Annotated in this window: 12 protein-coding genes and 2 rRNA genes; 6 read left to right on the forward strand and 8 right to left on the reverse strand. The window is 51.0% G+C overall.

Features of this window, described 5'->3' with window-relative positions; all coding sequences use genetic code 11:
* The 4 genes from BZG13_RS15360 to BZG13_RS09360 form a co-directional block, all read left to right on the forward strand.
* Positions 1–164, forward strand: a 23S ribosomal RNA gene (locus tag BZG13_RS15360); the annotation flags it as partial.
* An 87-nt stretch (positions 165–251) separates the two neighbouring features.
* Positions 252–367: ribosomal RNA gene (gene rrf / locus BZG13_RS09350) — 5S ribosomal RNA — on the forward strand.
* A gap of 342 nt (positions 368–709) precedes the next feature.
* Positions 710–1,090, forward strand: a complete 381-nt coding sequence (locus tag BZG13_RS09355; protein WP_077486437.1) for a thiol-disulfide oxidoreductase DCC family protein — start codon at positions 710–712, stop codon at positions 1,088–1,090.
* A gap of 8 nt (positions 1,091–1,098) precedes the next feature.
* The gene (locus BZG13_RS09360) at positions 1,099–1,740 is read left to right on the forward strand and encodes a flavin reductase family protein (protein ID WP_077457632.1); all 642 of its coding nucleotides are present in this window, start codon (positions 1,099–1,101) and stop codon (positions 1,738–1,740) included.
* Here the strand turns inward: BZG13_RS09360 and BZG13_RS09365 are convergent.
* Complete coding sequence (locus tag BZG13_RS09365; protein WP_077486438.1) at positions 1,737–2,225, reverse strand: GNAT family N-acetyltransferase; 489 nt, start codon at positions 2,223–2,225, stop codon at positions 1,737–1,739. The genes BZG13_RS09360 and BZG13_RS09365 overlap by 4 nt on opposite strands.
* 86 nt (positions 2,226–2,311) lie before the next feature.
* Positions 2,312–3,334 carry an EF-P beta-lysylation protein EpmB gene (gene epmB / locus BZG13_RS09370; protein WP_077486439.1) on the reverse strand — a complete coding sequence of 341 codons (1,023 nt, stop codon included), beginning with the start codon at positions 3,332–3,334 and terminating at the stop codon, positions 2,312–2,314.
* 33 nt (positions 3,335–3,367) lie between these two features.
* Between epmB and efp the strand changes: the two genes are divergently transcribed.
* A complete protein-coding gene (gene efp, locus BZG13_RS09375; protein WP_069361567.1) occupies positions 3,368–3,934 on the forward strand; it encodes an elongation factor P in 567 nt (188 codons plus the stop codon).
* Between the two features lie 64 nt (positions 3,935–3,998).
* Here efp and frdD read toward each other — a convergent pair whose 3' ends face one another.
* Genes frdD through frdA form a run of 4 tightly spaced genes read right to left on the reverse strand, consistent with a single transcriptional unit; the run spans position 3,999 to position 7,307 of the window.
* Positions 3,999–4,361, reverse strand: a complete 363-nt coding sequence (frdD, locus tag BZG13_RS09380; protein WP_077486440.1) for a fumarate reductase subunit FrdD — start codon at positions 4,359–4,361, stop codon at positions 3,999–4,001.
* A gap of 8 nt (positions 4,362–4,369) precedes the next feature.
* Positions 4,370–4,753, reverse strand: coding sequence for a fumarate reductase subunit FrdC (gene frdC / locus BZG13_RS09385; protein WP_077486441.1), 384 nt, complete (start codon positions 4,751–4,753; stop codon positions 4,370–4,372).
* Complete coding sequence (locus BZG13_RS09390) at positions 4,750–5,505, reverse strand: succinate dehydrogenase/fumarate reductase iron-sulfur subunit (RefSeq protein ID WP_069361570.1); 756 nt, start codon at positions 5,503–5,505, stop codon at positions 4,750–4,752. Before BZG13_RS09390 ends, frdC begins: the two co-directional genes overlap by 4 nt.
* Complete coding sequence (gene frdA, locus BZG13_RS09395; RefSeq protein WP_077486470.1) at positions 5,502–7,307, reverse strand: fumarate reductase (quinol) flavoprotein subunit; 1,806 nt, start codon at positions 7,305–7,307, stop codon at positions 5,502–5,504. The genes BZG13_RS09390 and frdA overlap by 4 nt, the downstream gene beginning before the upstream one ends.
* A gap of 317 nt (positions 7,308–7,624) precedes the next feature.
* Between frdA and epmA the strand changes: the two genes are divergently transcribed.
* Positions 7,625–8,593 (forward strand): elongation factor P--(R)-beta-lysine ligase, encoded by a 969-nt coding sequence (gene epmA, locus BZG13_RS09400; RefSeq protein ID WP_077486442.1) that lies wholly within the window; start codon positions 7,625–7,627, stop codon positions 8,591–8,593.
* Positions 8,594–8,655: 62 nt separating this feature from the next.
* Here the strand turns inward: epmA and BZG13_RS09405 are convergent, their stop codons facing one another.
* The gene (locus BZG13_RS09405; protein ID WP_077457622.1) at positions 8,656–10,533 is read right to left on the reverse strand and encodes a methyl-accepting chemotaxis protein; all 1,878 of its coding nucleotides are present in this window, start codon (positions 10,531–10,533) and stop codon (positions 8,656–8,658) included.
* Between the two features lie 181 nt (positions 10,534–10,714).
* Positions 10,715–12,601: a methyl-accepting chemotaxis protein gene (locus BZG13_RS09410; protein WP_077486443.1), complete on the reverse strand. Its 1,887-nt coding sequence runs from the start codon at positions 12,599–12,601 to the stop codon at positions 10,715–10,717.
* Between the last annotated feature and the right edge of the window lie 110 nt (positions 12,602–12,711).

Below are 12,711 nucleotides of genomic sequence, written 5' to 3' on the forward strand. Positions count from 1 at the left end.
GCTGCTGAAAGCATCTAAGCGCGAAGCTGGCCCCGAGATGAGTCATCCCTAGAGCTTCGAGCTCTCTAAAGGGTTGTCGTAGACGACGACGTTGATAGGCAGGGTGTGTAAGCGCTGTGAGGCGTTGAGCTAACCTGTACTAATGGCCCGTGAGGCTTAACCATACAACACCCAAGAGGTTTTGGGTTGGACTCGAAATAAGCCAGTTGATTGTGGCGAGAACGAACAGCTTTCTAGATTACAAAATTTTGCTTGGCGACCATAGCGCTYTGGACCCACCTGACTCCATGCCGAACTCAGTAGTGAAACGAAGCAGCGCCGATGGTAGTGTGGGGTCTCCCCATGTGAGAGTAGGACATCGCCAGGCTTGCTTTCTTGTTTTCAGATTTTTGGAAAAATCTGAAGGCAAAAACGCTTATATTGCTGATTGCTCGATGCTTTTGATAACGATGATGCTCACGTATTGGCATACACTGTGCTTATCGCTTCAAAACTCCCTACGCATAACTCGCAATTTAAGCATCAAAGCAAATAGATGTAAGACTTTGATGAGAAAACACCAAGCCCTGACCTCACGGTCGGGGCTTTTTTGTGTTTGTCATTTTTGTACTGAGCTTTATGCTTTCCCTTCCTGCTAGCTTTTCTACCGTGCGTTTCTCTGATCTTCTTTTCCCTTCTGTCCGTAGTCTCTACGTCAGGAGGTGTGACTATGGTGACTGTATTTTACGACAGTATGTGTCCTTTATGCGTGAAAGAAATGCGTAAGCTATCTCGCTGGGATACCGAGGGTGCGTTGCAGCTGGTTGATATTCATCAAGGCGATTTTTGTGATCGGTTTCCTCATGTCGATCCCAGTGCCGCCAATCGCATTCTGCACGCACAAGATAGCAGCGGGCAGATGGTGTATGGTTTAGATGCAACTTATGTAGCTTGGCGGGCTGTGAATAAAGGATATTGGGTGAAGTGGCTACGCTGGCCTGGTATTGCTTGGTTTGCTGATAAACTGTATCTGTTCTTTGCCCAACACCGTTATCGCCTATCCGCGCTGTTAACGGGGCAAGCTCGCTGTCAACAATGCCAACTTAAGTAAGGATGGATATGGCTCTGAGTGTGTATGAGAGAGACGATATACTGGCGATGGAAAAGCGTTATCGCGCGGCGTTCGTGAATAGCCTGTCCGGCTTTAAATCGGCGAACCTGTTGGGCACCAGTGACTCAAATCGACAGACAAACTTGTGCATTGTGAGTTCTGCGTTTCATCTAGGGGCCAACCCAGCGTTAATGGGTGTGATTATCCGCCCTGATACCGTACCGCGTGATACCTTAGAAAACATTCGCGAAACCGGGGTTTATACACTCAACCATGTTCAAAAAGAGATGGTTGTCGCGGCGCATCAAACGTCAGCACGCTACCCACACGGGGTGTCTGAATTTGAGCAAGTGGGGTTGACGCCCTTATGGCGTGAGCGAATCAATGCGCCTTATGTTCAAGAAGCGGCAATACGTCTTGGTCTCATTCTTCGTGAGGAGCATACCATGGCCATTAATGGCACCCACCTATTAGTTGGTGAGATCATTGAGGCGCATGTTCCAGATAGCTGCATCAGCCATGATGGTTTTGTCGATATTGAGCAAGCAGGCACCGTCGCATTGAGTGGCTTAGACAGCTACCACTGCACCGACCGTGTGGGACGGCTCAGTTACGCTAAACCCGACAGCATGCCTGAGTGGCTTGATTAGCGGGTACGCGACATATAATAGGCATCAACAAACTCGCCGTTACGGAACGCAAACTGTTTGGCGGTGCCTTCAATTTCAAAGCCAAATTTTTGATAGAGGCGGGTCGCAGCAGCGTTATCTGTATAAACGGTCAGCTCTGTCCGTGATACGTTCAACCAGTTTTCGGCTAAATCGATCGCTTTTTCCATGAGCGCACTACCAATGCCGCGGCCTTGATAGGCATCGTGAACGCCCATGCCAATATCTGCAACGTGGCGACGGCGAGGATTCGCGGCAATGACCAAGCTGAGGTTGCCGACCACTTTCCCCTCCAGCTCAGCAACCAATGGGTATACGCCATCAGGTACCTGATTAAGTCGCTTTTCCCACATGGCAAGGCTCGGCATCGGCAATTGCAAGGTGCCCGCTTGGGCCTTGGGTTGCGCATAGATGTCACGTATCGCCGGAATGTCGTCGGCGTGGTATTGACGAATAATCAGAGACATAACACATCCTTGTGGTGAGTTTTCTTTTAATAAGCCATGGAATTAATAATAAATCAACAGCTTATATTGAATAAGTTTCTGATTATTCACTCTAAATGGAGATCCAGCGGCGTTTTACTTGCTCGGCCACCGGTTTCCCGTGTCAGTCGAGGGACCAAATAGCCGGAGAGCTGCTCGATAATCTCCTGCATTAAGGTGCGCGCTTCATCGTCTGAGACTAAAAAGTGAGCGGCGCCCTGGACTTTATCCAATACATGCAGGTAGTAAGGCAAAACGCCAGCCTCAAACAGTCGTTGGCTCAGTGCCACCAACGCATCCGCACTATCATTCACGCCTTTGAGAAGCACGCTTTGGTTAAGCAGAGTGATACCCGCTTGTCGCAGCATGTGGAGTTTGTCGCTTAGCTCGTCATCGACCTCATTGGCATGGTTGATGTGGGTGACCATCACCACTTGTAAACGCGAGTGCGATAAGCGCTCGGTCAGCGCTGAGGTGATGCGTGCGGGGAGCACGACGGGCAAGCGAGAGTGGATACGCAGCCGTTTAACATGTGTTATTGGCTCGATAGCACTGATGAGCCAATCGAGCTCCTCATCTTTGGCCATCAGCGGGTCGCCACCCGATAAAATCACTTCGTCTATCTCTGCATGAGCGGCGATATAATCCAGCGCCCCTTGCCACACGCGTTTGCTGCCTTTGTTATCTTGATACGGGAAGTGGCGGCGGAAGCAATAACGGCAATTTATTGCACAGCCTCCCTTAACGATCAGCAACACACGGTTGTGGTACTTGTGTAACAAACCAGGAATCGCATTGTCTTGCTCTTCCAGTGGGTCAGCGCTGAACCCGTCAACCTCATTAAATTCTTCCGCAATCGGCAGTACTTGCTTTAGTAATGGATCATTAGGGTTGCCCTTTTCCATTCTGGCGACAAAACTGCGTGGGACACGCTGTGAAAACAAACGGCGCGCCTTAAAACCGGATTCCCATCCCTGTGGTGAAATATCAAGCATTTGCAGCAGTTCATTGGGATCTGTGATCGCCTCTGCGAGTTCTTTGATCCAGTTTCGCTCAACAGCAGGTTGGATTCGGGTTATGATGTGCGACATTTGTGAAAACTCGAAGATGTTAAGAGGATCAAGATGGCGTCTTTCAGCACTAATGAATTCCGCGGCGGTTTGAAAATTATGCTCGATAACGAGCCGTGTGTCATTACCGAAAATGAATTCGTAAAGCCAGGCAAAGGTCAGGCGTTTAACCGTGTCAAAATCCGTAAGTTGATCTCCGGTAAAGTACTAGAGAAAACATTTAAATCGGGTGACAGCGTTGAAGCGGCCGACGTGATTGAAGTCGAGATGGATTACCTGTACACAGACGGTGAATTCTATCACTTCATGAACAATGAAACCTTTGAGCAAATTGCGTCTAATGAGAGCGCAGTGGGTGATAACGTCAAGTGGCTAGTCGAGAACAACACTTGTACGCTTACGCTTTGGAATGGTGACCCTATCGTGGTTACCCCACCTAACTTTGTTGAACTCGAAGTGACGGAAACTGATCCTGGTTTGAAAGGTGATACGCAAGGCACGGGTGGTAAGCCAGCGACACTGAGCACAGGCGCTGTGGTTCGCGTGCCTTTATTTATTCAAATCGGCGAAGTTATTAAAGTCGATACCCGTACGGGTGAGTACGTTGGACGGGTTAAGTAACCTTTGCAAAAAAGCCCTGCGCTTCTTCAGCCAGGGCTTTTTTTATGCCTCGTTTTTACTGGGATTAAACAATCAATACCAACAGCACGGCGGCAATGCTGACGGCAAAAGCGATGGCATAGCACACCACTTTGCCTGCTAACCCCACATGCAGCTTCAAATCATGCAGCCCGTGATGAATGCGGTGCATGGCGTGCCACATTGGTAGCGCCAGCGTGGCGAGGATCAGCAGTTTGCCCAGCCAGTGATCAGCAAACATCATCACGCGGTCATAGCTCAATGCGGATGGGTCAATAATGCCAAGTGGGATGAGCACCCCTAGAATCAAGACAGTCACCGGGGTAAACATCGCGAACCAGGTCCCCCCGGCGCCAAATAAACTCCACCAAATGGGCTCATCAGAACGTTTGGGTTTGGGATCGATCATAACACCTCCTAAATGAGCACCAGAGCAATCAGTGATATCACCGCCACCGCGGCCCATTGCGCACCAATCACCCATTTACCGTCGAGCAGTTTGCCTTTAATGCGAATCGGCATCACTTGCGGCATCATGCTGAAAAATGTGGTGGCATGAAACAGGCTGGCGACCAAGGCAACCAGGTTCAAGAGAATCACAACCGGGTGGGCCATGTAATCCAGCCAGCTTTGCCATGCTTGCGGTCCCTGAACCAAGCAGATTAACCCAGCGGTGAGACTAAGCGTGAAGAAGACCAAAGGCAGTACTGTCGCTTCTCGCACCATATAAAAGCGGTAGAACGGATGGTCGAGCCACCAAGTACGCGGCATGGGGCGTGTATAGGGTTTGCGATTACTCATCCTCTTACCTCCTGCCCATCTTTATTGGGATTAAACATGGCAATCACCATATCTTGGGTGGAAGCCACCTTGCCTTGGTTGACTGCACCTGCAGGATCAACACTCTTCGGACACACTTTTGAGCAGTAGCCGACGAAAGTGCACCCCCATGCGCCGTTATCACTATTAATCAGAGGCATGCGTTGGGCTTTCCCCTTGTCGCGGCTGTCAAGATTATAGCGGTGTGCCAGCGCGATCGCGGCAGGACCAAGAAAGTCGGGATTGAGACCAAACTGAGGACAAGCGGCGTAGCATAAGCCGCAATTGATACAAGCGGCAAACTGTTTGTAGCGTGCCATTTGTTCAGGCGTTTGCGTATTGGGCCCGTCTTCAGGGCGGCGATCATTGCCCAAAATATAAGGTTTGATCGCTTCAAGACGCTCGATAAAGGGCGTCATATCGACAACGAGGTCTTTTTCGATGGCAAAATTAGCCAAAGGCTCAATCACCACCCCTTTGGCGTAATCACGTAAAAACGCTTTGCAAGCGAGCTTGGGCACACCATTGACCATCATCCCGCATGAGCCACAAATGGCCATGCGACACGACCAGCGATAAGAGAGCGACTTATCGAGGTTGTCTTTGATATACCCCAGCGCATCCAAGACCGACATGGTTTCATCGCCGGGTACAACGAAAGATTGCGAGTAAGGCGCATCATCCGTTGCCGGATCGTATCTGAGCACTGAGACCTGGTAGGTAGTTTGCGTCATGATGCGGGCTCCTCTTGTTGATCCACATTGCCACCATTGGCGTGTTCCGCCGCATCGCCATATAGGCGCGCTTTTGGTTGTGATTTGGTGATTTTGACATCGCCATAGTCAATGCGAGGACCGCTTTCGGGTTGATAGAACGCCAAGGTGTGTTTGAGGTAGTTATCATCATCACGCTCGGTGCAGCCTTCATCTAGCCGTTGGTGAGCGCCACGAGACTCCTTACGCTGGATGGCAGAATGTGCCATGGCTTCTGCGACTTCCAAGCCATAGCCGACCTCAATGGCGTAGAGCAGATCGGTATTGAACACACTGCCTTGGTCTTGGATGGCAACATCTTGATAGCGTGCTTTGAGTTCAGCAATTTTATCAATGGTTGCTTGCATTAGATCGTGGCGACGATAAATACCGCAGCCGGCTTCCATTGTCTCGCCCAGCTCTTTGCGAATATCCGCCCAGTTTTCTTCGCCTTGGTGGCTCAAGAGCTTATCAATGCGCGCTTTGACGTTCTGAATCTGGGCATCAATAGCCGCTTGATTCCAACCTGTGAAGGCCGCTGCCCGTTTTGCGGCGCCTTCACCCGCTAAACGACCAAATACCGCCAATTCAGCGAGCGAGTTTGAGCCGAGTCGATTAGCGCCGTGCAAGCCGACGGAGGAGCACTCACCAACCGCAAATAATCCGTTAACGCGCGTTTCGGTTTGGGCATCCGTTTCAATGCCACCCATGGTGTAGTGCACGGTGGGACGAATTGGGATCGGCTCTTTGGCAGGGTCAACATTGACATAGGCTTTGGCGAGCTCACAAATAAACGGTAGTCGTTCTTGAATGTAATCTTCGCCGAGGTGACGCAAATCAAGGTGCACAACGTCACCGAGCGTGTGCTTGATGGTATTGCCTTTTTGTTGCTCATGCCAAAAGGCTTGCGAGACTTTATCGCGTGGGCCGAGCTCCATGTATTTGTTTTTTGGCTGCCCGACCGGTGTTTCTGGCCCGAGACCATAATCTTGCAGGTAACGATAGCCGTCTTTGTTGACAATAATACCACCTTCGCCACGGCAGCCTTCTGTCATTAAAATTCCCGTACCAGGCAGTCCTGTGGGGTGATATTGGACAAATTCCATATCACGCAGCGGGATGCCGTGGCGATAAGCCATGGCCATGCCATCACCGGTGACAATGCCACCATTGGTATTACAGCTATAAACGCGTCCCGCGCCGCCAGTGGCTAGCACCACTGATTTGGCTTTAATACAGACCAGCTCGCCTTCCGCCATATGGAGGGCAATCAAACCTTGTACTTGGCCGTCATCGACAATCAAATCAATCACAAAGTATTCATCGAGACGCTGGATTTGCGGGTATTTGGTCGAGGTTTGAAACAGGGTGTGGAGCATATGGAAGCCGGTTTTATCGGCGGCAAACCAGGTGCGCTCGACTTTCATACCGCCAAACCGACGAACATTGATACTGCCATCGTCTTTTCGACTCCAAGGGCAGCCCCATTGCTCGAGTTGTACCATTTCATGGGCACAATGTTTGACAAAGTAATCGACGACATCTTGTTCGCATAACCAGTCGCCACCGCTCACGGTATCATTGAAGTGGTTGTCTAGGCTGTCTTCGTCCTTGATGACGGCAGCCGATCCACCTTCTGCGGCCACGGTGTGGGAGCGCATGGGGTAGACCTTAGACACCAGCGCAATATTGAGAGAAGGGTCAGCTTCAGCGGCCGCAATGGCCGTGCGCAGTCCAGCGCCACCAGCGCCAATCACTGCAATATCTGTGGTAAGGATCTGCACGTTCATCCTCCAGTGTAGGGAAAGCCAGTGCTTGGCTTGTTTATTGTTCTGCTGTCATGGTAGGCAATCTGTGCAAAGCAAAAATTGACTCAGTCGGGGAATTGTCGCGATTTTGCGGGCATGGGTGTTAAATTGCATAAAAGTGTGATGTTAGTTGTTAAGTGCCTGCCTCTCTTGTAAAAAGGGAAAATGCTGACAAAGAAAATGCGGCATGTGACACATGTGTGTCGTGCGACATCGGTTGTGAGTACTTGTCATTCCAGACGGCAGCGATAGACTGGCGTCACCAGAAAGCGCAAGAGTAACGAATGAGTGAGATGAAGCAGTGGCAGCCAACGGCAAGCGTGTCACAATTAAAAAAACGCGCTGCGATCATAGCCCGTATCCGTCAATTTTTTGCTGAACGTGAGGTATGGGAAGTGGATACCCCGGCACTGAGTCAAGCGGCGGTGACCGATGTGCATCTTCATAGTTTCAAAACGTCTTTGGTTGGGCCGGGTTTTGCTGACGGCGTCGCCTTGCACCTCATGACCAGTCCAGAATTCCATATGAAGCGGTTATTGGCCGCTGGAAGTGGTGCCATCTATCAGATCAGCAAAGCGTTTCGAAATGAAGAAGCCGGGCGCTACCACAACCCTGAGTTTACGATGTTGGAGTGGTACCAACCTGGCTATACCCACCATGACCTAATGGATGAAATGGATGCCTTGTTGCAAGCGGTACTCAGGTGCCAAGGTGCGACACGGATGAGCTATCAAACGGCATTTGCATCCTTCACCGGACTGTGCCCGTTAACCGCGGATATTATTCAGCTGCGTGCACTTGCCGCGACCCAAGGGCTTGCCGATATCACTGAGGATGAAACTGACAAAGACACCTTGCTGCAGCTGCTTTTCTCCGTGATGGTAGAGCCGAATATTGGCCAGCAGGCGCCCGCCTTTATTTATGACTTTCCTGCATCGCAAGCCGCGCTGGCAAAAATCAGCGAAGCAGACGCGCGTGTTGCGCATCGGTTTGAGGTGTATTACCAAGGCATTGAACTGGCTAATGGCTTTTATGAGTTGCAAGACGCCAACGAGCAACGACAGCGGTTTGAGGCGGATAATATCGCACGAGTCGCGCGCGGTTTATCGCCACAGCCTATCGATGAGCACTTACTGTCCGCGCTGGAAAGTGGTTTACCTGATTGCGCTGGGGTAGCATTGGGCGTCGACCGTTTAGTGATGTTGGCACTCGGTTGCCACCACATTGATGCGGTCACCGCTTTTCCGGTATCACGTGCGTAGAAGCGGGCAAAACAACGCCGCCCGAAGGCGGCGTTCGTCGTTAGGGGCGTGACGACAAGACGTTAGACTTTAAACTTGGATAAGTCTTGATGCATATCCCGCGCGGCTTGTGCCATGCTTTCACCTTGATCGCCGGTGGCACTGGCTTGCTGGTGGATCTCATAGGAGAGATCTTTTACCGCTTGGGTATTGCGGTTGATGTCGTCGGTCACCGCGCGCTGCTCTTCTGCGGCGCTGGCAATTTGAATCGCCATTTCCGAGATAGTACCAATCGCGCTGGTGATTTGATTGAGACGCTCACTGGCCGCTTCGGCGCGCTCCACACTTGATGTCGCCATTTCGTTACTTTGGGTCATATCATCGACCGCGCGTTGCGTGGTGTGCTGCAGCGTCTCAATCATATTGCGAATCTCTTCGGTGGAGCTATGCGTCCGTTGACTTAATACGCGCACTTCATCGGCAACCACTGCAAAGCCGCGCCCTTGCTCACCCGCCCGGGCCGCCTCAATCGCCGCGTTAAGGGCAAGCAAGTTGGTTTGTTCGGCCACTCCTTGAATGGTCGCGATGATTTGGTTAATGCTTTGTGCATTTTCATCCAGCTCACGGATCACATTGGTGGCACGCTCCACTTGCTCGGCGAGTTGAGTAATGGCATTGCGGTTATCACCGACCACACTTAACCCCTCTTGGCAAGATTGCTCGGCTTGTTGTGCGGATGAGGCTGTATCTTCAGCATGGCTTGCCACTTCGTTGGCCGTGGTTGACATTTCGTGGATAGCCGTCGCTATTTGGTCAACATCATTTTGCTGTTTATCAACCAACTGGCTGGATTGCAGGGCGTGGGTTCGGCACTCCTCAGCACTTTCYGACAATGTCATGCTCTGACTAACCGCTTTACCTACCATTTGCTGAAGCTGGGCAAGGAAGGCATTGACGTACCCAGCCAATTCGCCAATTTCATCTTGGCGGGCGATGTTGATCCTTTGCGTGAGATCGCCTTCACCGGCAGAGAGGGTACGCACAGCGCCTGTCAGCTCGCCTAATGGCTTAAGTAGTTGTTTGATTAACGCGCCGGCGACAAAGGCAATCACGATAAACAAGATCACGGAGGCAATCACCACAAAGGTAATTTGCTCTGATACCGAGGCATAGGCTTGCGCCTTATCTTCGACGATACCCAAGGTCCAATCGGTATTCGGGACCTCGATAGCGGCGATGAGCTTTTCTTTGCCATTGAGTTGAAAGGTGGTGAGCTGACGTTGTGCGCTCGCGCTAGCCATAAATGTGGGCGTGAGCTCTTCATCCAGCTCAGTGAGGGGTTGGCGACTGAGATCGGTATCGCGATAGGCCACTAAGCGGTTGTCACCATCGACGAGAAAGGCAAAGCCATTACTGAGTTTTAAGTTTAACACTTGCTCGACAATATCGGTGACGGTGACATCGGCAGCCAGTACCCCTTGATATTGACCATTAAAGGCCTTGGCGAGACTGACCACCAAACTGCCATCGAAATCTTGATAGGGCTCGGTAATGATTAAGCCATTCGCGTTACTGGCGCTTTGATACCAAGGGCGAGTGCGCGGGTCATAGTCGGCGGGCCAATCTTCGCTTTTATCACCGTAGGCGATGCGGCCATCTTCAAAGCCGGCATACACGGAGAGGAAATGCCCCGCTCGCTTGGTCACCAAAAGCTCGCGATCGACATTGGCCTGATTGGCGATCAGTGATTCGTTTGCTAATAGCATATCGGCACGCGTACTCAGCCAGCTGTCGATAAACTGAACAGTGGCATCCCCGACATCATGCATTTGTTTGGTAATACTGCTGGTCGTCTCGCTTTGGAGTTGACGCACAGAAATGCTGGCAAGCACTGCACTGACCAGAGCCACAATAAAGGCAATGGCCACAATGATTTTCAGCTTAATTGTCGGCTTGGGCATAGACACATTTCCATCTCGTTGAAAAGTGTCACAAGTGTATACGCAACGTTTGCACTATAGTTGGATCGATCAGACAAAATGTGGTCACAAAAGCGGTGAAGAGAGAGAAGAAGGATGAATTTGTGATCTTTCTACCAGTGACAGTCTGCCTACCTCGGCAGGCAGACTGCGGTGGCTCAAGTTATACTTTGAACTTGGAGAGATCGTTGTGCATTTCTTGCGCGTCTTGCGCCATTTGCTCACCTTGCTCGCCCGTTTCATTGGATTTTTGGTGGATCTCTAACGAGAGATCACGCACCGCTTGGGTATTGCGGTTGATATCTTCGGTCACTGCACGCTGCTCTTCAGCCGCGCTAGCAATTTGTGCAGCCATCTCCGAAATATCGCCAATGGCACGGGTAATTTCGTTGAGTTTCTCGCTCGCAGAGGCGGCGCGCTCGACGCTCGAGGTCGCCATATCATTACTTTGGGTCATGCCATCCACCGCGCGTTGAGTGGTGTTTTGCAGCGTTTCAATCATGTTACGGATCTCTTCCGTGGAGTCATGAGTGCGCTGGCTCAACACACGCACTTCATCGGCGACCACAGCAAAGCCACGCCCTTGTTCACCGGCACGAGCTGCCTCAATGGCGGCGTTAAGCGCGAGTAGGTTGGTTTGTTCGGCAATATCCTGAATGGTGGAGATAATTTGGTTGATGCTTTGTGAGTTGGTATCCAATTCACGGATCACATCCGTCGCTTGCTCGACTTGCTCTGCCAGTTGGGTAATAGCATCACGGTTGTTCTCCACCACTTCTAGGCCGTCACGGCATGAGCCCTCTGCCTCTTGGGCTGAGCGAGCGGTTTGTTCGGCGTTACTGGCCACTTCGTTGGCCGTGGTCGACATCTCATGGATGGCGGTAGCAATTTGATCCACATCGCCTTGCTGCTGACCCACCAAGCTACTGGATTGGTGGGCGAGATTGCGGCATTGGTCGGCTCTGTCAGACAAGGTCACACTCTGGGTGACGCTGCGGCCTATCATCGCTTGTAACTGTTCCAGGAACGCATTGACGTGCCCGGCTAACTCACCGATTTCATCTTTACGGACAATATCAAGGCGCTGAGTCAGATCCCCACTGCCTTTTGACAGCGAGCTTACTGCATGGGTGAGTTGGGTTAGCGGTGCCAACATCCGGTGAATAAGGGCACCGGCAATCAATGCAATGATCACAAAGAGAATCACTGACGTCACCAAGGTGGAAACAATCTGCTCTGAGACAGACGCAAACGCCAGCTTTTTGTCTTGCACCACGCCAAGGCTCCAGTCAGCGCCTTCAACGGGCGTCACGGCGAGCAGTTTTTCTCTGTCATCACCGTCAAAGGTAATGGTCGCGAGTGCATCACTGTTACGTGCCTGTTGGATAAAGGCGGGGGTAAGCTCATCGTCAACCTCGGTGAGTGCCTTGGTACTGAGCGCGGTATCCCGATAAGCCACGACATTGTTGTTACTATCCACTAAAAAGGCAAAGCCTTGGTTGGGCAAACGTACGTTGAGCACTTCTTGCACAATGGCGTCAACCGAGAGGTCTGCAGCAATGACGCCCTCGAAGCGTTGATTGAACGATTTGGCAAAACTTATCACCATGCCAGCGCCATTGGCATCGACATAAGGTGGGGTGATGATTAGCTCATTAGCGGCGTTGGCTTGTTTGTACCAAGGTCGAGTCCGTGGGTCATAATTGGTCGGCCAGCTTTCTGTTTTGTCACCATAAGCAATCGAGCCGTCTGCAAAGCCGGCGTAAACGGTGAGAAAGTTACCCTGGCGTTTGGTTAATAAGAGTTCTCGATCAACATTGGGTTGTGTCGCAATCAATGGCACATTGGCAACCAGCATGTCGCTGCGAATATCTAGCCACTCTTCGATAAAGTTGCTGGTGGAAAGACCGACATCGCGCATTTGCTCAGTGACGTTTTGCTGCGTCTCTTGTTCCAATTGGTTAACGGAAAACCATGCCTGTACGGCACTGACTAAGGCAACGACCAAAGCAACAGCAAGCAATATTTTGGTCTTGATGGTGAATTTCATTAAAGATCCCTCGTACTACCACGTATTGATGATACTTTCTTATTGAGTATCTGCTTAATTGTAGAAAGCTTGAGTCAATGAGGGATAAAGAATTTTGCAAAAAATGGGTT

The sequence above is a fragment of the Salinivibrio sp. ML323 genome (assembly GCF_001995745.1).
Taxonomy (GTDB): Bacteria; Pseudomonadota; Gammaproteobacteria; order Enterobacterales; family Vibrionaceae; genus Salinivibrio; species Salinivibrio kushneri.